The organism is Collinsella sp. Sow4_D11, assembly GCF_052116465.1.
Classification (GTDB): Bacteria; Actinomycetota; Coriobacteriia; order Coriobacteriales; family Coriobacteriaceae; genus Collinsella.
Genome location: NZ_JBQKLA010000014.1, coordinates 32,011 through 58,031 on the forward strand (window position 1 = coordinate 32,011; position 26,021 = coordinate 58,031).

At 42.1% G+C, this 26,021-nt stretch carries 37 protein-coding genes; 35 read left to right on the forward strand and 2 right to left on the reverse strand.

Going from position 1 to position 26,021, the window contains the following annotated elements; translation table 11 throughout:
- The first annotated feature begins 46 nt into the window (after positions 1-46).
- From ACTQ40_RS07040 to ACTQ40_RS07105, 14 genes are all read left to right on the forward strand, one after another.
- Positions 47-487: an Ig-like domain-containing protein gene (locus ACTQ40_RS07040; RefSeq protein ID WP_441563687.1), complete on the forward strand. Its 441-nt coding sequence runs from the start codon at positions 47-49 to the stop codon at positions 485-487.
- Positions 488-542: 55 nt separating this feature from the next.
- Positions 543-950: a phage head-tail connector protein gene (locus tag ACTQ40_RS07045; RefSeq protein WP_441541057.1), complete on the forward strand. Its 408-nt coding sequence runs from the start codon at positions 543-545 to the stop codon at positions 948-950.
- Position 951: 1 nt separating this feature from the next.
- Positions 952-1,326 (forward strand): hypothetical protein, encoded by a 375-nt coding sequence (locus ACTQ40_RS07050; protein ID WP_441541059.1) that lies wholly within the window; start codon positions 952-954, stop codon positions 1,324-1,326.
- The gene (locus ACTQ40_RS07055) at positions 1,308-1,673 is read left to right on the forward strand and encodes a hypothetical protein (RefSeq protein WP_441541061.1); all 366 of its coding nucleotides are present in this window, start codon (positions 1,308-1,310) and stop codon (positions 1,671-1,673) included. Before ACTQ40_RS07050 ends, ACTQ40_RS07055 begins: the two co-directional genes overlap by 19 nt.
- Positions 1,674-1,683: 10 nt before the next feature.
- Positions 1,684-2,115, forward strand: coding sequence for a tail completion protein gp17 (gene gp17 / locus ACTQ40_RS07060; RefSeq protein ID WP_441541063.1), 432 nt, complete (start codon positions 1,684-1,686; stop codon positions 2,113-2,115).
- 16 nt (positions 2,116-2,131) lie between these two features.
- Positions 2,132-2,824: a phage major tail protein, TP901-1 family gene (locus tag ACTQ40_RS07065; RefSeq protein ID WP_441563688.1), complete on the forward strand. Its 693-nt coding sequence runs from the start codon at positions 2,132-2,134 to the stop codon at positions 2,822-2,824.
- Between the two features lie 448 nt (positions 2,825-3,272).
- Positions 3,273-3,656: a hypothetical protein gene (locus ACTQ40_RS07070; RefSeq protein WP_441541065.1), complete on the forward strand. Its 384-nt coding sequence runs from the start codon at positions 3,273-3,275 to the stop codon at positions 3,654-3,656.
- An 11-nt stretch (positions 3,657-3,667) separates the two neighbouring features.
- Positions 3,668-6,568, forward strand: a complete 2,901-nt coding sequence (locus ACTQ40_RS07075; RefSeq protein ID WP_441563689.1) for a phage tail tape measure protein — start codon at positions 3,668-3,670, stop codon at positions 6,566-6,568.
- A complete protein-coding gene (locus ACTQ40_RS07080; RefSeq protein WP_441563690.1) occupies positions 6,565-8,676 on the forward strand; it encodes a distal tail protein Dit in 2,112 nt (703 codons plus the stop codon). The genes ACTQ40_RS07075 and ACTQ40_RS07080 overlap by 4 nt, the downstream gene beginning before the upstream one ends.
- A gap of 18 nt (positions 8,677-8,694) precedes the next feature.
- The gene (locus ACTQ40_RS07085; protein WP_441563691.1) at positions 8,695-12,420 is read left to right on the forward strand and encodes a phage tail spike protein; all 3,726 of its coding nucleotides are present in this window, start codon (positions 8,695-8,697) and stop codon (positions 12,418-12,420) included.
- Positions 12,421-12,431: 11 nt separating this feature from the next.
- The gene (locus ACTQ40_RS07090; protein WP_441541071.1) at positions 12,432-12,671 is read left to right on the forward strand and encodes a hypothetical protein; all 240 of its coding nucleotides are present in this window, start codon (positions 12,432-12,434) and stop codon (positions 12,669-12,671) included.
- Between the two features lies 1 nt (position 12,672).
- Positions 12,673-12,825 carry a CD1375 family protein gene (locus tag ACTQ40_RS07095; RefSeq protein WP_441541073.1) on the forward strand — a complete coding sequence of 51 codons (153 nt, stop codon included), beginning with the start codon at positions 12,673-12,675 and terminating at the stop codon, positions 12,823-12,825.
- Between the two features lie 11 nt (positions 12,826-12,836).
- Positions 12,837-13,931: a BppU family phage baseplate upper protein gene (locus ACTQ40_RS07100; protein WP_441541075.1), complete on the forward strand. Its 1,095-nt coding sequence runs from the start codon at positions 12,837-12,839 to the stop codon at positions 13,929-13,931.
- A 40-nt stretch (positions 13,932-13,971) separates the two neighbouring features.
- Positions 13,972-15,000 (forward strand): N-acetylmuramoyl-L-alanine amidase, encoded by a 1,029-nt coding sequence (locus ACTQ40_RS07105; RefSeq protein ID WP_441541077.1) that lies wholly within the window; start codon positions 13,972-13,974, stop codon positions 14,998-15,000.
- A 42-nt stretch (positions 15,001-15,042) separates the two neighbouring features.
- Here the strand turns inward: ACTQ40_RS07105 and ACTQ40_RS07110 are convergent, their stop codons facing one another.
- Both ACTQ40_RS07110 and ACTQ40_RS07115 read right to left on the reverse strand, forming a co-directional pair.
- Positions 15,043-15,543: a hypothetical protein gene (locus ACTQ40_RS07110; RefSeq protein ID WP_441541079.1), complete on the reverse strand. Its 501-nt coding sequence runs from the start codon at positions 15,541-15,543 to the stop codon at positions 15,043-15,045.
- Between the two features lie 54 nt (positions 15,544-15,597).
- Positions 15,598-16,020, reverse strand: a complete 423-nt coding sequence (locus ACTQ40_RS07115) for a hypothetical protein (protein ID WP_441541081.1) — start codon at positions 16,018-16,020, stop codon at positions 15,598-15,600.
- Between the two features lie 390 nt (positions 16,021-16,410).
- Between ACTQ40_RS07115 and ACTQ40_RS07120 the strand changes: the two genes are divergently transcribed.
- The 21 genes from ACTQ40_RS07120 to ACTQ40_RS07220 form a co-directional block, all read left to right on the forward strand.
- The gene (locus ACTQ40_RS07120; protein ID WP_441541083.1) at positions 16,411-17,202 is read left to right on the forward strand and encodes a hypothetical protein; all 792 of its coding nucleotides are present in this window, start codon (positions 16,411-16,413) and stop codon (positions 17,200-17,202) included.
- A gap of 39 nt (positions 17,203-17,241) precedes the next feature.
- Positions 17,242-17,640, forward strand: coding sequence for a hypothetical protein (locus ACTQ40_RS07125; protein ID WP_441541085.1), 399 nt, complete (start codon positions 17,242-17,244; stop codon positions 17,638-17,640).
- On the forward strand, positions 17,641-17,913 hold the full coding sequence (locus tag ACTQ40_RS07130; RefSeq protein ID WP_441541087.1) for a hypothetical protein: 273 nt from the start codon (positions 17,641-17,643) through the stop codon (positions 17,911-17,913).
- The gene (locus tag ACTQ40_RS07135) at positions 17,900-18,301 is read left to right on the forward strand and encodes a hypothetical protein (RefSeq protein WP_441541089.1); all 402 of its coding nucleotides are present in this window, start codon (positions 17,900-17,902) and stop codon (positions 18,299-18,301) included. The genes ACTQ40_RS07130 and ACTQ40_RS07135 overlap by 14 nt, the downstream gene beginning before the upstream one ends.
- Before the next feature lie 186 nt (positions 18,302-18,487).
- Entirely contained in the window at positions 18,488-18,727 is a 240-nt protein-coding gene (locus ACTQ40_RS07140; RefSeq protein WP_441541091.1) for a hypothetical protein, read from the forward strand.
- Positions 18,728-18,933: 206 nt separating this feature from the next.
- A complete protein-coding gene (locus ACTQ40_RS07145; RefSeq protein ID WP_432490388.1) occupies positions 18,934-19,206 on the forward strand; it encodes a hypothetical protein in 273 nt (90 codons plus the stop codon).
- A gap of 608 nt (positions 19,207-19,814) precedes the next feature.
- The gene (locus tag ACTQ40_RS07150; RefSeq protein ID WP_441541093.1) at positions 19,815-19,958 is read left to right on the forward strand and encodes a hypothetical protein; all 144 of its coding nucleotides are present in this window, start codon (positions 19,815-19,817) and stop codon (positions 19,956-19,958) included.
- Position 19,959: 1 nt separating this feature from the next.
- Positions 19,960-20,226: a hypothetical protein gene (locus ACTQ40_RS07155; protein ID WP_441541095.1), complete on the forward strand. Its 267-nt coding sequence runs from the start codon at positions 19,960-19,962 to the stop codon at positions 20,224-20,226.
- Positions 20,226-20,432 carry a hypothetical protein gene (locus tag ACTQ40_RS07160; protein ID WP_441541097.1) on the forward strand — a complete coding sequence of 69 codons (207 nt, stop codon included), beginning with the start codon at positions 20,226-20,228 and terminating at the stop codon, positions 20,430-20,432. The genes ACTQ40_RS07155 and ACTQ40_RS07160 overlap by 1 nt, the downstream gene beginning before the upstream one ends.
- Positions 20,433-20,435: 3 nt before the next feature.
- A complete protein-coding gene (locus tag ACTQ40_RS07165; protein ID WP_431455408.1) occupies positions 20,436-20,606 on the forward strand; it encodes a hypothetical protein in 171 nt (56 codons plus the stop codon).
- The gene (locus tag ACTQ40_RS07170) at positions 20,607-20,915 is read left to right on the forward strand and encodes a hypothetical protein (RefSeq protein WP_432490341.1); all 309 of its coding nucleotides are present in this window, start codon (positions 20,607-20,609) and stop codon (positions 20,913-20,915) included.
- On the forward strand, positions 20,915-21,220 hold the full coding sequence (locus ACTQ40_RS07175) for a hypothetical protein (protein WP_441541099.1): 306 nt from the start codon (positions 20,915-20,917) through the stop codon (positions 21,218-21,220). Before ACTQ40_RS07170 ends, ACTQ40_RS07175 begins: the two co-directional genes overlap by 1 nt.
- On the forward strand, positions 21,217-21,471 hold the full coding sequence (locus ACTQ40_RS07180; protein ID WP_417936847.1) for a hypothetical protein: 255 nt from the start codon (positions 21,217-21,219) through the stop codon (positions 21,469-21,471). Before ACTQ40_RS07175 ends, ACTQ40_RS07180 begins: the two co-directional genes overlap by 4 nt.
- Positions 21,472-21,810, forward strand: a complete 339-nt coding sequence (locus tag ACTQ40_RS07185; RefSeq protein WP_441541101.1) for a hypothetical protein — start codon at positions 21,472-21,474, stop codon at positions 21,808-21,810.
- Positions 21,811-22,025: 215 nt separating this feature from the next.
- Complete coding sequence (locus ACTQ40_RS07190; protein WP_441563692.1) at positions 22,026-22,973, forward strand: toprim domain-containing protein; 948 nt, start codon at positions 22,026-22,028, stop codon at positions 22,971-22,973.
- A 2-nt stretch (positions 22,974-22,975) separates the two neighbouring features.
- Positions 22,976-23,167, forward strand: a complete 192-nt coding sequence (locus ACTQ40_RS07195; protein WP_441541105.1) for a hypothetical protein — start codon at positions 22,976-22,978, stop codon at positions 23,165-23,167.
- Positions 23,167-23,403, forward strand: coding sequence for a hypothetical protein (locus ACTQ40_RS07200; RefSeq protein WP_441563693.1), 237 nt, complete (start codon positions 23,167-23,169; stop codon positions 23,401-23,403). Before ACTQ40_RS07195 ends, ACTQ40_RS07200 begins: the two co-directional genes overlap by 1 nt.
- On the forward strand, positions 23,394-23,606 hold the full coding sequence (locus ACTQ40_RS07205) for a hypothetical protein (protein WP_441541107.1): 213 nt from the start codon (positions 23,394-23,396) through the stop codon (positions 23,604-23,606). Before ACTQ40_RS07200 ends, ACTQ40_RS07205 begins: the two co-directional genes overlap by 10 nt.
- Positions 23,607-23,685: 79 nt before the next feature.
- Positions 23,686-24,474: a hypothetical protein gene (locus tag ACTQ40_RS07210; protein WP_441563694.1), complete on the forward strand. Its 789-nt coding sequence runs from the start codon at positions 23,686-23,688 to the stop codon at positions 24,472-24,474.
- Positions 24,474-25,019, forward strand: a complete 546-nt coding sequence (locus tag ACTQ40_RS07215) for an NUMOD4 domain-containing protein (RefSeq protein ID WP_441541111.1) — start codon at positions 24,474-24,476, stop codon at positions 25,017-25,019. Before ACTQ40_RS07210 ends, ACTQ40_RS07215 begins: the two co-directional genes overlap by 1 nt.
- 2 nt (positions 25,020-25,021) lie before the next feature.
- Positions 25,022-26,021, forward strand: a 1,000-nt coding sequence (locus ACTQ40_RS07220) for an AAA family ATPase (RefSeq protein ID WP_441563695.1), incomplete at its 3' end; no start/stop codon positions are given.

Genomic DNA, 26,021 nt, shown 5'->3' on the forward strand with positions numbered 1-26,021 from the left:
CACTAGTGTGACGTTGTCTTGGGAATAGGGAAGGGGGAAACTAATCGTGGCAATTACTTACAACATTTACAAAGGTTCAGAGAAGATTGCTTCTGACGTTGCGGAAAAGACTTATACAGTAGACGGCTTAGACCCAGCTACCGAATATACTTTTGGAGTATCTAGAGTAGAGAACGGTACAGAGTCTGATAAGGCTACTTTTAAAGTCACTACAGCAGCTCAGAAAGTAACTGGTATCACACCTTCTCAGCAAACTATGTCAATTAAAGTAGGAGATGCTGACCGAGCAGTGTCATTCGCTGTTGCACCAGCTAATGCTACGAATAAAGAGTTGACTATTGAATCAACTAACCCAGCAGCTGCAACATATGTTGGGGGAAAAGTTCATCCAGTAGCTGAGGGTACAACTGACATTACCGCAACTGCTAAAGACGGTTCTGGAGTAACTGCTAAAATTGCTGTAACAGTATCTCCAGCAGCGGAGTAAGACTAACAAGGGGTTAGGGAAAGAATCCCTAGCCTCTTTTTTATAGGAGGTCATTATGGAAGAGCAAAAAGCTTTATTAGATGCTTTCAACGCCTATCAACAAGCCGACCTTCCTCCAGATGTAGAAGCTATTGATATATCCGAAATCAAGCTTATGCTAGGCTACTTCAACTCGTCTATTCGAGACAACTTGCTGAAAGTCCTTAAGAAACGTGCCAGACAGCATATCTGCCAAGTTATCAACGTCGAGGTAACCAAATTCCCAATGGAGCTTGATTACATAGCCGATGAACTAACTGCCGCAAGGTTGTCCAGTCTGAACTCGGAAGGACTTAAAACAGAGTCTACTGACATCACTCGTTACGACTACAAAGACGACATCTATTTAAACTGGATGTCAACTCTCCACGCATGGGCTGATAACAACGGCACATACAAGGGTAGAAAGTTTAGGATGATGTGATATGAAGATTAATGAAATCATTGACCTCATCCAGTACAATGACTTTACTGATACTGACGACGACTTCGGAACGCTTATCCCAACGCCTACCATAGTTGCTAGAGGGATTCCTGCCGCTGTCGGAAGCATGGCCACAGACCAGAAGCTACTTATGAACCAAGATGTCCAATGGCTTCCAAGGTATCGGGTACAGCATAAGATATACGAGTTGAAAGACTTAGTAATTGATGCGGTAAGATTCCACTCCACTGGCAAGGTGTATAACATCTATGAGAATAATACCACTGGAGTTAACCAAACAGTCTCTTACCTAGTTGAGTACCGAGACTATAGACGTACTAAGGAGGATGGTACTATATGGGAAGGGTACGAATAGACATCATAAAGAAGATTAACTTCGACAAACTTATCGACGACTGGTTGGATGAGACTGAGAGAGCTATGGACACAAATACCCACCAGATGAGACAAGCTGTTAAGTATAACATCCACGCTCATGACAACATTGATACGTCTACTTTGATTAGCAATTTAGAGGCTGAGACAAAAGTCTCTAGAGGAGGGCGTATCTCATATGGAATAGTTAAATCAAACGTCTCTGGAAACCCTAAAGGACACAGAGGCTATGCTCCAATCGTTGAACGTAACTACCCAAACTTTATACCGGCTTTGGAAGAGTATACGGACAGGATGTTGGATAAGCTTATGAAAATTAACATCTAGGAGGATTCTTATGAGTAGACCATTATTCCGTGCAAGAAGTTCCTCCGTAAGTCTTCAACGAGCTATCGTAAAAGCTCTCAGAGCAGAAGGTATAAACGTCTGGGATGGAACTAAAACAATGCCCGAACTACCCTTTGTAAAGATTGGCGAAGAGTTGACATCTGGTAAAGTCACCTCAAAAGATACTTACGGAAAGATGCACAACTTAACGCTTCACTTATGGAGTGACTACTCAAGCTCTATAGAGACTAAAGCTCTGGGAGACTTTTTGGTAGATAGGCTTGTTAACTCTCCATTAGAACTGGAAGATGGCTTTTGCGTAGTCAATGCAAATCTTGACCACGTGCGTTATACCGAAGCTTCTAATGGAACATTTAAAAACAATCGAGGATACTTGTTCTTAGACTTTGAAGTCGCAGACTCTTTAGTAAATCCACGATAAGAAAAGGAGAATACACATGGCAGAAGTATGTAAATCACGCTTCGTACGAGGCACAGCCGTTCTGATTGAAGTTCAAGATGAAGCTGGCGAATGGACTAAAGTAGCAGCCCAACGAGGCGGAACATTAAACCGCTCCGCAGATACTTTGGACACCACTAACAAAGAAGGTTTCGGATGGGCTGACAACGAGCAAGGTCAGAAGTCTTGGTCAATCGATTGTGACGGATTGTTCGTAGAGGACAATGCAGGTTTCCAAGCGTTGAATGCAGCTTGGGTAAATGGAGACTGTGTTCGTGTACGAGTTCATTTCCCATCGGGCTTGACATATGTTGGACAAGCTATTCTGACAGACTTCCCGATCGACTTACCATATGACGATGCTGTAACTTACAGCTTGACATTCAATGGTAAAGGTGCTTTGGAAGAGCAGCAAGTAGCTCCAACAGTCTTGCCAACAGGCTTGACAGTAAATGGGGTACCACCCGAAGGTATTACAGTTGGAGGAACAGCTACACTGACTCCGGTATTCACTCCGGAAAATACTTCCGATAAGTCTGTTACGTACACTTCATTAGTACCATCTATCGCAACTGTAGATCAGAGTGGTAAAGTAACTGGTGTAAAAGCTGGTACAGCATCTATCAACGTTCGTTCGACAGTCAACACAGCAATCTCTACAACAGTAGATGTTGTGGTAAAGGAAGCATAGCAGTAACGCCACCAAGCAACCTAATGTCAAGCGACGTTACTGCGACATCTGTTAAATTAGCTTGGCAATAACAATCAAGGGGTTGGGGAATTAATCCCTAGCCCCTTTTATCATGGAGGACTAGACATGCTAATAAAATTTCAAGGCAAGAATATAGACTTGCGAATGACTTATAAATCAATCCACTTTCTTGAGTTAGCCTTCGGGAAAGCTTACATAGACTTCGTAGCAGAGCAAACGCCCTTTAACCAGTCTCTCTACTTATTCTGGGCGATGCTACAAAACATTCCCGAATATGAGGGTAAAGATGTACTGGAAGTATCTGATCTTCTACAGAAGTCTCTGGATGAGTATGAATTTACTTTAACAGAATACTTCGAAAAAGTCAATCAGAGTTATCAATCTAGTATTATAATTAAACAACTCTTTGAGAAAGAGCCTAACCCAGATGAAGAAAAGTCTCCCAGAAACATCGGAGGACGTCGATTCTCCGCTTTTAGACGTAAGATACTTCATGATATTATGTTCAGACTTAGAAATTTCAGTCAACGATTTCTGGACAAGCACTCCTAATGAGTTTAATGGATTGATGAGAGGAGCTTACCAACGTCATGCAAGAGAGGCTGGACTGTTCTTTACCTTGTTCAAACAGCCTGCTAAAGGTAAGCCAATAAGCTACGACGAATATGTTGGTTTTAAACTTTACAGAGACCTAGACTATATTCCAGAATCCGAGATAACTACGGAAGACTTACTGAGAGATATGGACGAGGAAGACCGTAGAGCTTTTGCCAAACAAGAATTAGACAATGTATTTAATATGTTTGATTAGGAGGAACTATAATGGCAGATAAGGAAATGCGAATAAAGGTTTCCGTAGATAATAACCAATACGTCAAAGCCATGCAGTCTATGGGAAAGGTTCAAGATGGAGTTACTAGCAAGCTTTCTCAGTCTGCTAAAGTCTTATCTGGAACTACTGGTACTGTTGAGAAGTCTCAGAAAGGTATTCTAGGGATGGGTAAAGCTTGGGTATCGGCTAACACAGGCTTAGGTACCTTTACTGCTGGACTAACTCCAATGACTGCTGCTATCTCGCTTGGGTCACAGGCTGTTAAGATAGCTGGTAAGTATGCTATTGATGCAGTTAAAAGCTATGCTACCTTTGAAGGAACTCTGAAACAGGTTCAGATAGTTGCTGGAGGTACTCAAGCAGATATGGACATGCTTGGGGACAAGGCTATCGAAATTGGAGGTAAGACTTCCAAAGGTGCTCAAGAAGTTGTAGAGGCCATGGTAGACTTTGCCAAGTTAGGTTTTACAGCTACTGAGACAGCCGATGCGATGGAGGGTATCGTATACGCAGCCGAAGCTTCTGGGTCAGCTGTTGATACAACTGCTCAAATCGTTGCCGCAGCTTTGAATACATGGAACCTAGCAGCTGGCGACTCGGAACACATTGCCGATGTTTTGGCAGAGACTGCTAACAAGACCGCAGCTGATATGACAGACTTAGGATATACCTTCCAATATGCTGGAGCTTCTGCTCAGCTAGGTGGAGCTTCTATGGAGCAGTTAGCAGCGTATACCGGTATCATGGCTGACCAAGGCATCCGAGGTTCAAAAGCTGGTACAGCTCTCCGGACAGCCTTCACTAACTTAACTTCCCCAACTGATAAGGCAGCGGCTGCTTTAGATGAATTAGGAATCAAGTTAGAAGATGCCGAAGGTAAGGCACGGCCGATCCCAGACGTTATCGCAGATTTACAGAACGCAGCTCAGAACATGTCCAAAGCTGAAATCCTAGATCTATCAACAATCTTATTTGGTAAGACTGGTGCAGCTGGTATGTCAATGGTCTTGCAAAAGACTAATCAAGAGACAGACGACCTAGTTCAATCACTGGTTAACTCCACAGGTACAGCAGCTAAACAAGCTGGGGAGATGCGTAAGACTATGGAAGGACAGCTCGATCAGTTAGGAGATAGCTGGGATGCCCTTAAGCTAAAGATTGGTAAAGGCATTACTGGTACTATTGGGCTTAAAGGTGTAGAACTTGCTAACAAGGGTTTGGACTTAGTTAATGATGCCATTGATGGAGTTACTAAACAATTTGACAGAATCAAAGACTATGAGAAATGGTTTGGAACAGTTAAAATGCCGTGGGATGAGTGGGCAGAAGCTTTGCGCCCAACTTCGACAGAGGCTAGTAGATTTACAGAAGCTTTGGTAAATATGAAAGACAACCTCATGGAAGTCCAAACTCAAGACCCTATTTCAGCCATGTTTGGAAGCAAGGCGCAGGAGCAGATTGAATTAGTTAACCAAGTGTTTAAAGACCTAGACGCTCAAGCAGCTTCTTTCAGCTTTATCTCCGCAGATAAGTTAGATGAGCTTACGGTAGCTACTGGTACAGTTGTATCAACCCTACTATCTACTAGTGCACAGGTTGCTGTAGAGACTGCTAAATGGCAGGCTGACCCTAACTACAATCCATCGAAGGCTATAGCAGCAGCCGTTCAAACTGGATTACCTGACTTACAGACAGCTCTCGGAACACAGTTGGCTACCATTCAAGAAAGCAATACGAACAAGTTAAATGCCTTGACAACGTTCATCAACAACAGTGATACGATTGATAATGAGCATAAAGCAGCTGCTCTAGCAGCTCAAGCTACCCACAATGCCAACCAAGAGCAATCTATCTCTGACAACAATGCTAAGATTCTGGAGCTGTATTCTAACCTTGGAAGCATGTCTGTCTCAGAACGTGAATCAGCCTTGGCACAGATTGACAGCTTGACCCGCCAAAATGCTCAACAAGTAGTTGATACTACAACGGCTCAAAAAGCTGCAGTTATCCTAGCTCTCAAAGCCCAAGCATACTCATCAGGAAGAATCACACAAGAACAGAAGGATAAGGCTATTAAAGATGCCGATGCTCAGAGAGACTCTACTGTACAAGCAGCTCAGCAACAGTATGTCCAATCTGTTGCTGCCATCAAAAGCATGTCGAGTGAAGCTATTAGAGCTACAGGGAAGACTAAAGTGAAACTTATCCAAGATGCACGTAACCAGATGACAGAGACAGTCACGAATGCTCAAACGATGAGGGACGACACGGTTGAGGCTATCGAAGGTATCGAGACTAAAGCTAACTCGGTAGATGGTAAAGAGATTACTGTAAAGGCTAAAAAGTCTGGGTTCGACACTGTTATGACAGCTATCCAAAATCTAATTAGTATAATTCCTGCTGGAGGAGTTATCAACCTAGCTGTAAACGCCACTAGGACTATTGTTGAAAAGGTTTCTAAGTGGGGTAAAGCACGTGGAGGTCTAGTCTCTGGAGCAGGCACTCGCAAAGCTTCCGGTGGACTTGTCAGTGGAGCTGGAGGATATGGAATAGGTTCTGGTTCAGCTACCTATAACCCTAACATGACAGCCTTTGGAACAGGCAACCAATTGGGACAAAGAGGCATTTCACAGGGGGTTACACACAATGAAAGAGGTCGAGAAGCCATCATCCCAATCCAGAATGGGACTTACATGAGACCATTCGCAAGAGCTATTGCAGACGAGCTGAAAGCTTCTGGAGCAGCAGGTGGGGGAGATATTCCAGAGATCATCGTACCTGTTTACCTAGACACTACGGAAATCGTCCGAGCAACCTCTAAAAAGATGACTGAGCAACAGCAGTTCGATGCCAAGCTTACGAATCGACCGAAAGGAAAGATGAATCGATGAACTCAACATACGTTCCTGTATATACTCCTCATACGACTTATCCCTTAGCCCCTTCGTTGGGCTGGGGGATTGGCGATGCTCTAGGATGGATTCCCTATAACGTAGACTCCATGACAGAGATTACCCCAGCTTCTGGAACAACTTATGTACAGTCTCAGCAGATTCCTGAGAATGGTATTCAGATCACTCTTGGATTCGACGTGATGGGAGCTATTGCAAGAGAGTTTCCGGAGTTCTTCCAAGACTGTTACATCGAGGCAGACAAGATTGCCAAAGTCCGTGAAAGGACTCGTGAGTATCTCTTCTCAGTAACTGCCAATCATAATGTGGAAGTATACTTAGAAAGTGAAGATACACAGCTTGCTAGAAAGTCTACTGGAAGCCAAGGAACTTTCACTTGGACAATATCTTCTGAGAAACCTTTGGACGACTATACGTTTGACAATGGATGGGTTTATCTGTCAGTGGTCGTGCCAGCAGCTACTTCACTAGCTGACCTAAACCTGTCGGCAACAGTCACACCTAAGTTTCTCTTTGACCCAGTCTATGACACGAAGCCTCGAACATTCCGTTATAATGGATTGAAACAACCTTACTACCTATTTGTAAGAGACATCAACCGCTCTGTGCTACCAGCTGTTAACAACCTTCTGACAGCCTATGACAGAGGCAAACGTAACTTCAACTATGGTAAAACTTATGGAGACCGTGTTATCTCTATGAACTGCTTTATCAAAGCTAACCAAGAAGATGATATTCCATATCTAATCGAAGACTTGGCAAACTTCTTGGACATTGGAGAAACAACTATCCGATTTGCTGACTCGAAAGACCGTTCTTGGAAAGTCGTATTTGAAGGAGCTTCTGAGATAAACCAAAGCCTTAATGTTGGAGACTTCACATTGAACTTCCGGTGTATCGAAGTAACTTCTTATGGCGAGGAAGTAACTGGTAAAGTAACTATGGACACCGACGAAGGAACCTTCTTTCAAATCTTCAATGAGGGGACAGCAGAGACTCATCCAGTTATGAAAATAACCTTTGAAGAAGATTCTCCAATGGTTAACATTGTAGGTATGGGAGAGTCAGAGAACGTAACTCTTGGTTATGACTCGTCGGAAGGAACTGGAACTGGTACAAATTTCGACCCAATGCCTTGGCAATTCTCAGAGTTCTATGATAACATGAACTCCTTGAAACAGATGGATAATAATACGACTCCTAGTTTCTTATTATATCAAGACTTTATCAGAAACACAACCCTTGAAACTACGGTTGGTACATTGAAACTCAAGAATAATAAGTTCCCTAAAGTAGATCGAAAAACTGTCGGGTACAAATGGTATGGTGGAGGCATTACAAGAGTTAACCCGAAAGCTTTGAATGACTTCGCCTTGGAGATAGCTTTTTCAACTCAAGGAAATCCTCAATACTGGACTGACCATCATATGTATATAATCCTGTACGACGACCAGATGATACCTTTTGCCAACGTAGCTTTCGGCTATGTAGCTAAGCAGAAGAAGATTCGATTCCACATTGCAACTATGGGCTCATCTACTCAAGATGAAGTCCGTATCAGCCCTGGATGGGGAGGTAAAGAGTGGTACAACTTTACTGGTAAGATTACTATCGAACGTAAGGATAACCGTTGGAGACTTCAAGCAGGCCAGTTCAAGTCTAAGAAACGTTCTCCAATGATTGGCTCTGACTTACAGTATGGCACTTCGATGCTGAGGAACGTCCGCTCGACAGGCTTCCGTTCACTTCCTCAAGAGACTTGGAATAGGAAGTTTGCAGCTTATGGAGTCTTGTATGCAAACATTGACAACAGACCTCAGATTAACCGATGGGCAGTCCATCACACTAAGTGCTGGGAAATCTTGCAAAAGCCTGCCAACAGCCCTCAGATAACTCGCTCATTCAAGAAGGACGATGAGCTTATCGTAGACTTTACCAAAGGCCAAGTATGGCTTAATGGAACAATCGCCCCATCTTATGTACAGCCTTCCACAGACTGGTTCTCGTTGAAGCCTGGCAAGAATACTTTGGGAATATCTGGAGTAAAGGGTAAGGTGGAGTATGAGTACACCAATCGCTACAAATAAACTTTAGGAGGAAACTCAATGATTACAGTCTTAAGTCCACAGGGAGTATATCGTGGAAACTACGTAAATAATATTCCAAATGCTACTCCTTATTTTGATGACAAATTTACCGACAACTTAGAAACAATGCAGACTACTCTTGAGTTTGCAGTACCCCTCCAAAGCGAAGATAGTGAATGGTTGGAAGGATTCGGAACAGTCTTGTACCCAGATAAAGATAACGTTCTTAGAGAGCTTACTATCATCAACGTATGGGAGGACTGGTCACAAGAGCAGCCTCTCAAACGAGTGGTGTGTGAAGACTCCTCTGTGGATGCTTTGTTAAAGTCTCACGTGGTACCTTTCACAGCAGGTAACTTACGAGATGCTATTGCAGGAGCTTTACGAACAACTCCTTGGGAGTATATTATCGGGTCTGATACAATCAACATCGGCTACGAGTTAGTTGACGTAAAAGAGTACACAGATGTCCGAAGCACTCTGGAAAAAATCCGAGAGCTGTACGACATCGAGTATCGCTTTAGTGTTAAGTTTGATGGACAACGTATCACAAGAGTGCTCCATGTCTATAAACGCTTTGGAAGTAACACTGGTAAATACTTTGTATATGACCGTGATCTAATCAACATTGAGCGTACAGTAGACTTCGACAATATCCATACAGCCATCCTTCCTTACTGGATGGAACAAGACGTTGTTAGAACGCTTGCAGGATACTCTCCTATTAACAAAATTAATGGATTCCGGAAAGACAATCCAATGGATATTATCATTCATGAAGCAGCTCACAACGACTATGACCAAGGAGACTATGCAAAAGTCCTTATCATGAAGTCGTCTTCAACAGACCCCGAACTAACTTATCTTGAAGCTTGTAATAAGCTGTTGGACTACATTGCTCCCACGTATACGTACACAGTTAACGTACTACTCCTTGAGAATGCTTTGGGCTTTGAAGGGACTGAACAAATCCATCTAGGAGACACTGTATGGCTTAAGGAAAAAGTTGGGGATATGGAGTTAGGTTTGGAAGCTCGGGTAGTCGAGTTGGTAACTTCTCACAACAATCCAGAAGACGACCAAGTAACCTTTACTAACTTCAAAGAGATTTCCACGGCTGACTCGGAAGATGTCTTAGCTCTTCGGGATATGATTAATCAGATTCAAAATCAGCAAGACCAAATCAATCAAGTAGTTGTCCAAGTAACTGAGGACATCACAGTATTGCAACAAGGCCAAGAAGGAATCATTGAACAGCTTGGAGACGTGCCTTCTGTAAGCGTTGGGGATACGCCTAACCCAAATCCTAAAGAAGGAGATATCTGGTTCCTTGATGCAGTTGACCCAGAGACTGGTAAGACGTATTCAACAATTAGAATATGGAATGAAACTACAGGAGAATGGCAAGACCGCTACTCTGCAAAGGATGCCGAAGAAGCGCAAGCTGCTGCTAACGAAGCTGCTCAAGCAGGTAAAGATGCTCAAGCTGCTGCCGATGATGCTAAAGAAGCTGCCCAAGATGCCGCAGCAGCTGGTCAAGCAGCGCTGGACAAAGCTAATCAAGCAGTTACTGATGCAGCCAATGCAAAAGCTCAAGCAGATGCTATTCAAGTAGATGTTGAAGGACTCCAGACAGACGTTACAAATGCACAGGCTGATGCTACCAAAGCTCTGACAGACTCTGCTACAGCGATCTCTAAAGTTGGTCAAGTTGATAGCAAAGTAACGACTGTCACGAATGATGTTAACGGTATGAAAACTACCATCTCAGACATTGAGACAGTTCAAGGAGAGACTACTCAGAAGCTTACAGAAGTTGAAACGAATGTTAATGGACTTACCGTAACCGTAGGACAGGTTAAAACAACTGCCGACTCAGCTCTTTCAAAAGCTACTACTGTTGAAACGACTGTGGATGGTTTGAAAGCAACTGTTGGAGAAGTCAAGAAAACCGCTGACGGAGCTATGTCCAAAGCTACTCAAGTAGAAGCTACAGCAGATGGTTTGAAAGTAACTGTTGGAGAAGTCAAGACAACTGCTGATGGAGCGATGCAAAAAGCTACTCAAGTAGAAGCTACTGTGGATGGACTTAAGACAACTGTATCGGAAGTTAAAACTACTGCCAATAATGCTTTTACTAAAGCTACACAAGTTGAACAGACTGCTAATGGATTGACTAGTACGGTTAGTCAAGTGGAGTCAGATTTAAATGGGTTAGAGATTGGCGGACGGAATTATTACAGACAAGACAATTCTGTTACAGTAACAGATCCGGACGTTAAATTTGAAAGAACAGCAGCAGCGCCTAACGGTTTTAAATTAACAGGAGCACAAGACAGAAACGGTACTGTTAGAATTAATAACGTGATTACGTCAAACGGATACTGGACAGTTTCTTTTGATTTAAGAGGGTCACAAAGCGTAACATCGTATTTCATTCTTGATATTTGTGATTTGAATCCTACTATGTTTGCAGTTACTGCTGATAATAATTGGCGAAGAGTATCCCTGACTGTCAACGTTACTAATTACACTGCGGAAGTTTATAACTTTGTGGAGTTTCAAAATATTGCTTGGGCATATTTCTTCATCAAAGATTTTAAAGTGGAAAAAGGAAATAAAGCAACTGACTGGACACTAGCACCAGAGGACATGGCCACCGCTTCCCAGATTACCCAATTAGCTGACCAAATCAATTTAAAAGTTAATAAGAATGGAGTCATTGCACAGATCAATGTTTCTTCGGAAGGAGTTCTGATAGACGGTAAATACGTCCACATTACTGGTACAACGACCATCGACAACGCTGTTATCAAGACTGCCAACATAGCTGACCTAGCTGTGTCAAACGCTAAGATAGCCAACCTAGCAGTCAACGGTGCCAAGATTGCTGATGCATCTATTACAACAGCTAAGATAGGAGACCTCCAAGTATCCACTGCCAAGATTGCTAACCTAGCTGTCACAGATGCTAAGATAGGCTCTCTGTCAGCCAGCAAGATTACAACTGGTACATTGGATGCTGGAAAGATTAGTGTAATCAACTTGAGTGCCTCTAGCATAACTTCTGGAACACTCTCTGGATTGACAATTCAATCTCCGTATGATCGACCTATAACAGATGGTTCCACAACTTGGCAACGAGGAACTCTTACTCTAAGTAACGGTTTATATACCAATGAGTGGGAAACCTATGTTAAGTCTACAGGAGTCAAAAACATTTCAGGTAAGCTAATTATTGACCACCAAGCCCTTTCCTCTTATCAATTGGATAGTTCTGGACAATTAGAATACAACATGCAGTTGTCTCCTTACGCACTAACACTTCAAACCAAAGATGGCAAAGGCGGTTCGTTTTCTTACAACGACTTATATAGTATGCCTCGAGCAGGAATACCAGCAGCAGCTGGATTTGAGCCTTATAGCAGCGACCCTAGTTCGGGTAACTACCCTTCTGCAACTAGGAAGGGCCGGTTAGTTCAGTTAGCCGGTTCATTTAGAAATACAGTAGTTATCCCAGCAAGCGGAGATATAAGGAAAATGGGTACAGCACCAATATGGGCAAGGCCTATTCAGGATGTCAATACAATTGTTCAGGGTTCTCAAATGAATAGATACTTATTATCTGTCCTAACAGATGGAACCATCGGAGTAGCTAGATATGGTACAAGTTCAAACTATGAACAAATAAATACAGGTCATTGGTTAAATATTGCAACAGTATATGCAGGACGAGATGTATAGGAGGAATATGAATGACTGATAAACAGAAACGCTTTGCCAATCTTTTCAAGGAATCTGGACATGAATTAACTCCAGAACTTAGCAAGCTTTTTGACGAGATTCTAATGGAAGAATTTAATGATAACCCTGAGCTTATGACAGCTTTTATGGACAACCTCCAAGGCATTCCTGAGTCTCCACTAGATCAGCAAGTTGTTATGCTTCAAGAAACTGTTCTACAACTTTCAGAACTACTTATGGGAGGAATGTAAAATGGATAAATACTCTCCACTAGCACGTCTCTACGCCCTAGCTATTGTAAAAGGCTTGGGCGGACGGACTATCAACAGTGTTCCATCTAGCTTACGTGAAGACGTTCAAGCAATCTTGGACAATCATATGGACGAACTAAAAGCGATGTTATAGGAGGAAGCCTTATGCAAAGAATAAATTTAGATACTTCTCGAAAGGCTACCAACCAAGACGTAAAGGTTTATATACGAACTGGGGAAAAGGAGTTTACAACTATCGGAGTCAGTCTTACAACGTATGGTATCCCGAACGACTTGACTGGCTTCACGGTAAACTTTGAAGGAGCCAATGCTGAGGGAAGATTTAGTGGTGGAGGTGCAAAGATTGTCAACGCCGCTAACGGACAGATTGAATACACCTTCACGCCTACCGATGCAGCTGTTGAAGGCTGGTTCGAAACAGCTTACTTCGTCATTAAGAAGGGCGATGAAATCGAGGGCACCACAGAGGCTTTCAGAGTCCATGTAAGCCGTCGGGTAGACATTGACGATACACAGGCAGCAGCTGGGGTAAATACTCTACAAGAGACTATTAATGCCTTGGAAGCTACTTTCAATGAGTGGAAAGCTTCTCGGGAAGCTGATTATGCAGGGCTACAGACACAGGCTGATGCACTAGCCACTCAAATAACTTCTGCAAAGGCTGACTTGGATGCTAAGGTAGCAGCAGCTCAAACAGCCGTCGGAACAGCTAAGGCAGATGCTCTGGCAGCAGTTGACGATGCTGTTGCAAAACTGAATACAGCCATTGAAGATTTTAATGCAGCTGACTTCTATACTAAGGCAGAAGCCGATGCACTGCTGTTGCAAAAGGTTGATCGATCGTCTTACGATGGACTGTACACAACGTCTAAAGCAGCTATCACTCCAATGAGTGGATTTGTGGAATATAATACCAATAGCGCTTCGGCAAACTTCCCACAGGCTATCAGAAGATTTGGGGTGGTAACTACTAAAGGAGCTTTCAAAAACAATTCAGAGGTAGTATTGTCGGGTAATGATGCCATATTTACCATGGGTCAACTCCCAGTAGGGTATCGCCCGGCAGAGGATTTGAACTTTATCGCCCAAGGTTCATGGATGAACAAGTATCTTGTTACTGTTACTAAAGGTGGTCTGATAACTGGTGCAAGGTATGGTACTAACTCTACAGTAAACATTCCAGCAGGCTCTTGGCTAAATATTGGAATGACCTTCGTAGCATTAGAACAGGACACCTAAGTCATTTTGTGGGTATATCCCACAGAGGAGGAATTAACATATGAAATACATTAATAAGAGCGTTTGTCGAGGCGTAGCAGGACGACGTGCCAGAGGATGGAAGCCTTTGGGTATCGTTATCCACAATGATGGTGGCTCAATGACTCCGGAAGCTTATGTAGAATGGCTTGCCAATAAGTCTACTACACAGCTTCAAGCAGGCTTTGCTCACTACTATGGTAACCGTAACACAATGGCTCGTGTAGAAGATACTTACAATGGAGCTTGGCACGTAGCTAACTACAACGGTAACATGGACTATGTCGGATACGAAGTTTGTGAGTCTCTGAAAGTTTCTGACAAAGACTTCATCGCAAACGAAGAAGCAGTATTCCAACAAGCTGCTAAAGACATGAAAGACTGGGGATTAACTCCATCTCGAACAACTGTTAAGCTTCACAGAGCCTTTGTACCGACTGATTGCCCACACCGTTCATGGGCGTTGCATGTAGGTAGAGGAGCAGCTGATACAACAGCTAACCGCAACAAGTTGGTAGACTACTTCGTAGCTCGTATCAAACACTACATGGGCGGAGGAAACAACAACAGCAACTCCGGAAGCAAGCCAAATACTGGTGGAAACAGTGGAGGTAACAAGATTACAAATACTACTAAGTTTAATAATGGAGACAAAGTAAAAGTCTTGGCAAAGGCTACTAAATATCAGACTGGTCAGTCTATCCCAAGCTTTGTCAAAGGTCAGACTTACACCGTTAAAGACTCTAAAGTAGTTAACCAATCAGTCTCCAAATACGCCTTCCTATTGGATGGAGTTAACAGCTGGTTCTTGGCACAAGACTTGCAGAAAGTCTCTGGGGGATCCACTGGATATGCTGCTAAGAAAGTCGGGGACACAGTTACTGTCCAAAGCTTTGCCTCTCGCTATCAAACAGGAGAACCTATTGCCAGCTTTGTAAAGGGTAAGAAGTATAAGATCAAGCAGGTTAAATCCGTCAAACAGTCTAAGTCAAAACGTGCTTACCTGTTAGATGGAATCCAGTCATGGGTTCTTGAACAAGACGTTAAATAGCATAGTAAAAGACCTCTCACAAAACTGTGGGAGGCCTTTTTGTTACTCTTCGGAAGCAGCGGTATTCATCTTTTCAAAAGCTTCGTCAAAGCTATCAAACAGCTCGTCGAAGTTTTCAAGGAACGTGTCAAAGACTTCTGCCTCAGCTCCGGAAAGAGGTTCTTGATAGTTATAGGAGATGTTTGCAATGGCGTTTACCAAGTCTTGGGTAGATAGCTCTCCGAAGGTTATCTCTTCTTTCTGGAGCTCTTTCAAGGCTTCGGTATACTCGTCTTGCACAGCTTTTGGAATGTTCCAAGAAGTTCCACCAGACTCGTTGACATTCTTAATTAGATTGCCCTCATCATCTCGTTCTCCAAACTCTTCGATAAGCTCCATCTGCTCTTCTGCATAAGCTTCCTGCTGCTTGTTAAGCCATTTTATAAAGCGTGTACGCTTACGGCTCTCTTGACGAGTTAGGTTAGGCATGTTGTAAAAGATTCGTGCCAAGATTGTAATATGAGCGTTTGGAATCTTAGCTGTTAAAAGTTCTGGTAAAGTCATTTAATCATCCTCCATAAAGTTATATCAATAGTATATCATACAATCACTAAAATGTCAAGCGAATAGATCTTCCAACTCTTCGGCAGAGAGCTCATTAGGGTCATGGAAGTCTTTTCGACCAACCTCTGAAACAGCCTTCTCAATAAACCTATTCCACTTGAATTGCCGAAGCTGCATATAAGAAGCTGTCGGAAACCTTGCAGAGCCTCCCCAATCTTTAATAGCTAACTCCATCCACTTCTTAAGAACCTCGTTTCCGTAAGCCTCCATATCAGACTTTATGCGAATTCTAGTGAGTTTCACATTAAGAGTTGATGGATTCTGCTTGAAATGAATCATATTAAGGTATTCGAGATAAGTCATGAAAGTAGTTGTATTCCACAGCTCTATTGGAAGAGACTCATAGTCGTCTGTCCTAACTTTGTTACCTTCTGAATCCTTATATAACTTGTCGTCTAATGTTCTTGCCCAAGCCATTTAATATACCTCCATTCATCTAATGGAATAATCTTATCATACATAATGGAGTCTGTCAATAGGTTAGGCGAAGCCTAGCTGAGGGTTTCCCGAAGCTGATGTTTTAGCTTTAAAGAGCTTTGAACAGACTCGTCCTTAAATCCAAGGACTTCTGTCGAAGCCCTGTTCACTTCGTTCACTAACTTCTTAACGTTCCGTTTCACTTCACTAAGGTCAAACCCCTTAAAACCATTATACAAATTTACAATAAATCTGTCAAGCTATAAATGGAGTAAATCTATTAATCTTAAACAATTCTTAATAAACTAACAAAAATAACTCCAATCGCTTGACTTACTTCATATATTATGGTATACTTATAAATGTAATAAAGATTAGGAGGAATAAATTATGTCAAAAGGATTAGATGCTATTCAGCGAGTTGTTGAACAGGAAACAAAAGTAGATCGTGAACCAAGTCGATTGACTTATTTGAAAAAAGGACAGAGCATCCGTGTGCGTATTCCAGAGGACATTGTAGACAACCTGCACGTCTATAAAGTTGTTAGTGTGTTCCAAAAAATCTTACCAACGCTTTCTTACGCAGCAGAGGGACGTTCAGAACGTGACCTTTACAATGAAGCGTTCGAGATCATGCGAGAAGACTTTGCAGCAGCTAAAGCTAACGGAACTGTAGCGGCTGACGACAAAGAAGCTTATCGAAACTCCATGATTCTACAACCTAAACCAACTATCCTATTTGGAGTAATTCCATTAGCGGACTTTGTACAAGGCAAGAAAGAGAACCTTTACGAAGCCGGACAACCGTTGTTGTTGGAGACTAACTTAGGTAAGAATAATGCTAACATTGATGCCTTAACAGCAGCTTTGACAAAGCCTACGAACGCTAAGAAATTTGGTAGTCGTGCTTTTGAAATTACTTGCATCGCTTCTAACCAATACTCTTTTGCAGCTTTGGATGAGGATGAGTTAGAGCCTAACGAGAAGAAAGTATTCGAAGAAACTGCTGGAGTATCTATTCCAGATGAAGTATTCGACGGCTCTCTATTCGAAAGCAATACTGAAAAACAATTGAACGACTTACGTTTAATCGGCTTTGACACTACTCGTTTGAAAGGCTTCGAAAACGGTCAGCAAGAAACTGGCACAATCGACATTTCTGACGAGGATATTCCATTCTAAGAGGGGCGCAAGCCTCTCCTAGTCTTATTAGGAGGAACTATGGATACTATTAAAATGACTACAGAAGAGCAACTAGCATTAGTTGATTTCATGGCTATCTACAATCTACTAGGGCAACTAGCACAGGGAGACTTCGTTAACTATGACGACACTGCGACGGCTATCCGAATCCACGACAACATGCGTGTGATTGAGTCTGTATTGGAACATGCCGAAGACTCGGTAGAGTTCAAAGACGTTCGCAAGCATTTGCTAAACCTTTCAGATGTCTTGGTAACACGCTGGAAACACTTCTTACCAGAAGCTGACCTAGCAGCTATCGAAGAGTCTACCGATAAGTTCCGTGAAAAAGCTATTGAACGTCTTGTAGAGAATGGACTTTCAGAAGAAGAAGCTCAAGTAGCTGTAGGTAAAATTGGTCTGAACGGAGGAAACTAGATGGCAGTTGTTGGAGTGATCTTACTAATCATCTTAGTAGCCTTTCTGGCAGCTTTGGCAGGGGCTCTGTGGGTGCTATGGACAATCGTCCATTTGGCTTCCGTTACTATTGACGAAGCTGACGATGAGCCTTTCCAAAAGGTGCTAGATTTATTTGAGGATGCTATTGAAAAATATTATCGAGCAAAATTTGGCAATGACCTTGACTCAGTAGAGTTAGTCATGGACGTAACCTACAATCATGGAGAGGATGAAGACTATGAGCAAGTTTAGTTATATAGCCGGCTACCTCCATGGAAATAATGTTTACCAGACGTTGTCCGAGTTCTACTTAGATGACGTGCACATAGAATCGACAAAGTATATTGGAGGCCTCCCTACAAAAGAGTTGTTTACCGCAGCTCTTACGGAGGCTGCCAGAGAAGCTGCTTACGATGTTGTGGCAGAGGCTGCTGACAACTTCCACAAAGACATTGTAGTGTATGCACACATAGTATATCAAGGGCTCTGCGTAGAGTTCCATAAAGAGTATAACTTACACGACTTCATTGACTTCGAAGACATGAGCGAAACAGTTGAGAACGACCTTGCTAACTGGGCTGTGATGAAGTTTGGAACAGTTATTGCACAGCTTCCGGAGATGATTATCAATGGATTATAGCAGACTGTACGTGGGCGACAAAGTTTTGTACCAAGGAACTACCTGTGCTAACACAGTGACTAAGGGAAAGACTTACGAAGTAGTCCGCTTGACAACTAAGCCAAAGCATGGTATCATTATAGATGATTCAGGAAACGATAAGCTCATTCAGATGGGCTATCTGTTTGCAAAGATTGGAGGAAGCTAATGAAGTACGATACTAACAAAGAGATCAATGAAACAGCCGATGCTGCTAAACCTATTCTAGAAGAGCTAGAAATTGATCTTAAAGAGGACGAGTACGTTATCGTACAGCCTTATGGAGATGGCAATGCTATTATCATTCGAGTTGTTGAGGAAGAGGATGGTAGAACTATTAAAGTAGAAGTATCTGACTCAGTTGTTGTACTACCTGCTAAAGATGGTGTACTGGATGTATTCGCCTAAGATTGGAGGAATCTGAATGAAGCGATCATTAATCATTTGGGTAGATGACGTTGGCACATTAAAGTTTGAGAATGTCAGAGACTTTTCCGACGACAAAGAAGTAATCAATTTCACTTATGATGGAGTATCTACTAATGAGACTCGGGCAGCAACCTTCCACAAGTCTAAATTAGTTGGATACGCCTTTACAAAGGAGGGAAATAAACATGTTAGAAACTGTTGAAAAACGTATCGCTGAGCTTCTTGCGGATACTGGCAAAGAGGTTACAGACTTGCAAGTAACTGTTGAACATGGAGTTGAGAAGCCTGACTTCAAAGGCGACATGTACGTAGCCCAAGCAAAGCTTGATGGAGAAGCTACTCCATTAGCTAAGTGGACAGTTGGCGACAACTTCAAAGACGACCCCGATATGGTAGAGCCTTTGGCAAGAAACCTAGTTGACCGTATGTTGGAAGACTATGGGGTGGAAGAAGAGTAACTAGCAATTAGCCCACTGGAAGCTCCTGACGAGGTTCTTCAAAAAGAGCAAGCCCAACAGCTCACAGAGGTTGAACGGCTGCTCCAGTCATCTTTTTGGGCTTTGGGATGGACGAGTCTACGAGATGGATCAAGTGCACGAACCATACAGTAGCATGTAAGTAGAAGCTGTTGGTAGGGCGGCTTGCCTCAGTTATTTTGGAAGGCTGAGGAACAAGCTTCTGCAAGGGTTTATGGGAGATACGCTTCGGAGAAATCTTCCAGAATATTGGCTTAGACTTAGAGAGTAGCTTTCCGAAGAGTGAATGAGTCGAAAAAGAACGGACTAGGAAACCCTGCCGAAGTCCTTCGAAACCTGTCACTAGCCGTGAATAGTTTGTTGACTGTCTTGTCACAGTCCGTGTTTCTAGAGGCTGAGGATACTCCCCTATCCAAGGCCTTTGGACTCACAGAAATACCTTTCCCATTTAATTTAACCAACTCCTTACGAAAACAAATCCAAGAAGAGAAGGACAGTCTTGCCAGAGGCTGTCTTTTTGTTTATATAAAAGCTTGACAAGAGGCTGACTACGTGGTATGATAGGTTTATCAAAGTTATGGAGGTTAGCTATGTATAAAGTATACTATATCACTTGGAAAGGCGCCCATGACGTTTTCTGGCTCTGTGCAAACAGCCAAGAAGAAGCTGCTTGGATAGCCTCCACTATACAAGGTGTCGAAGAGATTGTTGAAATTATTAAGGAGGAGAATTAATATGAAACTTTTGGAAAACTTGAAACATGAATGTGTAGAGGCTCAGGCAGTGCTTCCTAATTACTACGAATACGAGCCAATGCTTACTTGGGAATCCGTTGAAGAAGCTAACCGAAAGATTGACTTCACGTTAGGAGAAGCTGTTAGAAACTGGGCTAACACGTTTGCTGACCAATTCCCAGAGCAGTGGGCAGAGCATGATGAATATGCTTATCGCATGCTTTTTGGAGAGTCTTTAATGGCTTTACCAGATGAGGAGGAAGAGTGATGAAAGTCAAAGAGCTTGCAGAAGTTATCTACCCAAATACTTCACTGTACATTGACGGTGTTTCTAATGTAGCTGGGTCTACCTTTATGAAGCTGTACTCCATCGAGTATCTTGTGGAGTATTATGGGGAACGGCTCGTTGAAGAGATTGAAACAGAACACGACTACGATGCCAGCTTCTTATATATTACATTGAAGGAGGAATAATAGATGTTAGAAAATGTTGAAAAAGAGTATGGCGTTTATGTTATTGGAGGAGACCCTCTGGATATCTTAGACCACGTTTTCCCAAGCTATGAAGAAGCTTTAGAGCATGCTAAGACGTTCCATGAATGTGATACTGTAATAGTTGGAGTAGTTCGTGAACAGGAGGAAGAATAGATGTTAGATATGCGTGTAGAAGATTATCGAATTAGCTCAGATGGCAACCAAGTAATCGTGGAAAAGGCTCGTCGAACAGACTCTGGAGAGATTTCCGTGCTAACTGATAAGAAGACTGGCGAAAAATTTGAGTCACGGTCTCTTGTGGGCTATTACCAAAACTTGTCGAAGGCTCTGGTAGGTATCCAAAGAGACTGGGTACTATCTAATAACGGACATTCCATCAAAACTATCCAAGACTATAAGAAGGCTATCGACGACATTACAAAAGCTTTCGAAGAGTCAATCGGCTTAGGGGAGGAATTTTAATGGATGCCAAGTTAAGAGAGTTCCATGCAGCCTATTGTGCAGCTTACGATAAGCTTTCCACAGCTGATGAAAAGCTTTCAGATGCTAGAAGGTACTCAGAGCTTTATGTAAGTAGTGTAGGTAACTTTCCAGAAGCTTCACTAACCCTGTCAGGAGATTACTCTGATGATAGAGTATTAAAAATACCTCGCAACTTACTCTCAGAAACTGTTGCAGAGTATATCTCACTTTTATCAGATGAAGTGAACGAAGCCGAAGGAGAGTTACAGGACTTAATTAATAGTATGAAGGAGGATGATCGATGAGCTATAAAGTAGAAGCTTGGGTATGCTTTAATGGAGGCGCTGATGTAGAGATGAAGGTAACTGTTCCAGAAGATGCTACAGAAGAGCAGATTGACGAAGCTGTCAAACAGGCTGCTATGGCACATCTCGACTGGGGTTGGGAAGACCCTTATGAAGAGCCTTATGAGGACACCTATCCATGTGGCTGTTGCATGTGCTGTGGATGCGACTGTGATTGGGACTATGATGAAGAAGATTGGGAGGACGAGTAAATGCTATTTAAAGCTAAACCAAAAGCTTCTGCACTGGAATCGACAGCCTATTCCTACCATTATGGAGAGTGGAATTTCCCTATAGATGCTGACGGATATATTCATGGATGGTATGTTGATGGGTATATTTTAGGAGCTATCGAAGAGTCTACCGAAGAGTATATTGCGCCAGAATTCTGGTGCCCTATTGAGAAAGACACTTTGGAAATTGATTTAGAGGCTATCTCAAAAATTGCTAGAGGAGAGGTTGAAGGGACTGAGCACATAGACAAGCTGTTAGCCCTTGAGGAACTTATTCCACGTGTGCTTTATTCAGATAGTTATAAGGAGGACAAGTAAATGTGGACATGGTTTTGGAAGAACTCTAATACAGAGACTTACAGTAAATACGGACTCCATGGTTCATTCATTGGAGACCCTCCTCGAGTAGCTGTGGGAGATGTTTATACAAGAGTTGATGGATACGCTCCATTAAATTATATTGTCACAGCTATTGACAAAGAGCGACAATTAGTTAAAATGGAATTAAACGCAAGATAATGGAGGGCTTCTGAATGGCTTTGGACAAGATTCATTTAACTAAAGACATCCTTGTGATGATTGATATACCAGAGTACCTAAGCCGTTATGATGTTTGGGAAAATGCTAAGTGGACTGACGAGCGACTAGTCTGCTCCAGTCCTTTTCGACCGGACTATTCGCCAAGCTTCTTTGTAAACTTTAACAATGAGTTTGCAGGGACTTGGGGAGACTCTGGTAGTGGAGATTCCGGAAACTTTATAAAGCTTGTATCACTACTCGACGAAACAGGCTACGAAGAAGCTTTGGACAAGCTTCGGGACGAGTTTATGTTAGGGGCTTATGACACTCCACAGATAAGCGTTGGGGTAACTGCTACCCAGAGTCGTGATAGCTTCCGGAAAGTCCCTTGGAATAAGTCTTTGTATCTACTTTCCAGAGGTATTTCAGAAGCTACTCAAGAAGGCTATGTGACATCTGAGGGAGACGACTTTTTAACTCTTCCATATGTTGATGGAGTAGGAGAGTGGAGAGCTATTAAGTATCGTAAAACATTCTCTAAAGACTTCTTCTATGAAGCTGGTAACAATCATATCAAAGACTTGGTATTCGGCCATCGAGTTATTTACAAAGAGAATCCAACAACTCTTGCAATTTGCGAAGCTGAGATCGATGCTATGACAGCTTATGAAATGGGATATGTCGGAATCAGTCTTGGTTCAGCTAACTTGAGCGACTCTCAGATAAAGCTTATTCATAAGTTCGGAGTAGATAATATTCTGATAGCTACGGACAATGACTCCAAAGGTAACATGGCTGCTGAGGATATTCGCAAGGCCTTTGCAAAGACTCACAACGTTTATCGGGCAAATCTTCCGAATGGAGAAGACTTGAACGGATACTGGCAGAAGAACCACTCCAAAGTAAAATGGATAAAGCTGTCAGAAAGCAACTTACTAAACTTTCGAAAGGTGTGGTTTTAGTTATGGTAAAATATTTTTACTTAGAATGTGTAGACATTCCAGAGGATGCTTTGATTGCATGGCGGCATGAAGATGAAGTATTAATAAGCGTTCGGGAGGCTGACGAGGAAAACATTTCAGTGTTAAATTTAGAAGGAGTGAAGCAGCTGTTAAAGTTCCTTACAGAGCAAGCTTCTATATTGGAGGACGAATAATGTTAAAACGAATATATAGTAGGCTTGACCCAGATGAGTTTATAGAATTAGAAACCATATTAGGAACCTACCTTACTGTTGAATCAATGTATCATCCAAACCACGACTACTCTGGAAGGACAGGAGAGGCACATACTTTGAACAACTTTGTATCACTAGACAAGCATGAGGTCAGAACACTCATTGGAAGTCTGCAAGAAATGCTTAAAGAGATGGAGGAATCAGAATGGATGTAAAAGTAACTGTCTATTTAAAATCTGGTGGAGATACTAGCATGATAATTTATGATACTACATTAGAAGAGCAGGATAAGCAATATTCAAAATTCTTTGAGAAAGGTATTGAAAATAATATTATATGCCACCAAACCAATTCTGAGGTTATGTTCATTCCAGTTTCTAATATTGCAGGTCTAAGCTTAAAAGAGCTGCCTAAATAAACTTTCTGAGAGGCCTTGACAAGGCTTCTTTTTTATGCTATTCTTAATGAGTAGAAAAGCCACTAAAGGAGTTGCTAAATTGAAGAAATCAACCTTACTTAAAAAACTGATATTAGAGACTGGCAAAACTGAGGAACAAGTTAAGCAAACGCTATCTCACATCCATCTCCAGTTATTCGGGCTGTCTGGAGAGAGTGGCAAGTTTGGCTCTGCTAAGATACCTCTGGAATATAATGACTTATTCTTATTCAATAGCCCTGCCAAGGATGCTCAGCCAGCTACTTACGAGCTTTTGGAAAGCTATGTCAAGAGTTTCCGGAGATACTTTTCCAATCCAGAAGAGGAATCTATCAAGAATCTTTACTTGTGGAGTCCAGAGAAAGGTAACGGAAAGACTTCCACAGCTGCGGCACTGCTTAACGAATATATGTTCACAGCATGGAAAGCTTCGGTAAAGCTTAAGGCAACTATTCCACAGCCTCCTGCATACTTCCTAGATGTTAACAGCCTACAGACTTTGTATAACCGTTTCACTAGACAAGGAGTTTCCTATGACGTTACAGAAGAAGCCTCCAGAAAATACTATGCTGAGATGGATGTTGCAAAGGCTGCTCCAATGCTTGTAGCAGACGACATAGGAGTTCGATCAGCTACAGAGGCGTTTCGGGCAGACTTGCATGAAATTATCAATTACAGAATGGTTAAAGGACTTCCGACAATCTACACAAGCAACCTCCCACTAGTTGATATGGAGCAAGTCTTTGATGAACGTCTGTATGATAGGATGCGTGATAAGACTGTTATGATTAGGTTTGAGGGAGACTCTAAACGTGGGGTCAAGAATAAGTCCATTAAGGAGGCTAAATAATGGAAGAATCATGGAAGCCTATCACTAATTTTGAAGGTAAGTATGAAGTAAGTAATTTAGGTAATGTAAGAAGTTTAAAATACAGAAACAGCTCAGCAATTAAACTACTAGTTCTGACTACTAATGCTGATGGAAGAAAATATGTAGACTTGTATCAGAATGGAAACCGAACGAGAAAGCAAGTACACACATTGGTTGCTATTGAATTTGTTCCTAACCCAGACAGCTTAAAGGAGATTAATCATATAGACGAAAATCCCCTTAATAATCGAGCAGATAATCTCGAGTGGTGTACCAGAAAATATAATGTAAACTACGGCTCACGGAATATTAGACATTCAAAAGCAATGAAAAACGGTAAGTTATCAAAAGCAGTTGAAGCTTATTCTTGTGAAGGTAACTTAGTATACACATTCCCAAGTGCCTCTGAGGCAGGTAGAAATGGCTTCCATGCAAGTCATGTCTCTGCTTGTTGTAGAGGGGAATTGAAATCACACAAAGGCTTAGTATGGAAGTATATTAATAAGTCTAAGGGAGGCATTTAACTATGCGGAATGTTATTGGGGAGTTGCTACTTTCAAAGGTTATTAACGAGAATGATGTTGCAGCACTCAACCGCCATGGAATATCCAGAGAGATGTTTCCGGTAGCTTCCGAAAGGGATGCTTACGATTTTATTATACACTATTCAAGAACTAACGAAGGTAACGCCCCTAGCTTTGCCACAGTTATTGACAACGTTCCGGAATTCGACTACATTCCAAATACGGAAGACTCTTTTACTTATCTGTCGAAAGAGCTTAAGAAGAAGAAGTTCCAAGTAGAGCAAGCTAACTTCATTAATAATAAGCTATCAGACTTGTGGAATGAAGCTGATAAAGCTAACGATCCCGAAGGCTTTGCCAACGACATTATTAAAGCTTTCGAGGAGATGAAACACTCCAACAGAATATCTGGAAAAGCTGGCCATCTTTTAGAACACGCTGGGGACTGGTACTTGGAAGAGTTCTACAAGCGTAAGGAAGGCAAGTCTATCCGCTTTTGGAAGAGTCATTTTGAAGGACTTAATGACATCATCGGAGGAGGTTACCAAGAGTCTAATATGATTACTTGGTATGGCCGTTCTGGTAGAGGTAAGTCCACTATCACACTTATGGAAGGCCTTGAGGCAGCTTATCAAGGAGCTAATGTATTATTCTGGGTACTGGAGATGCCTAAATATGAGTTTGCCAGTCGTGCCCTAAGCTTTATCTCAGCTAAGGAAAAGCTTAAGAATTCAGTTATTGACGGAGTTGACTACTTAGCAGGGTTTAGCGTATACGACTTGACAAAAGCTTCTTTCAAAACTGTTGACGAGGAACAGTCGTTCGTAGACTTTGTAATGAAGTTGAACACAGTCTTAGAAGGCTCAATTACAATTCGTGCCATTGATGATGAAGACTTTATAGATCGATCAGTAAGAGCATTGGAAAGAGACATTGTAGAGAGTGAAGCAGATGTTGTAATCGTTGACCCAGCTTACTACATGGACTACGAGAAGAATACCT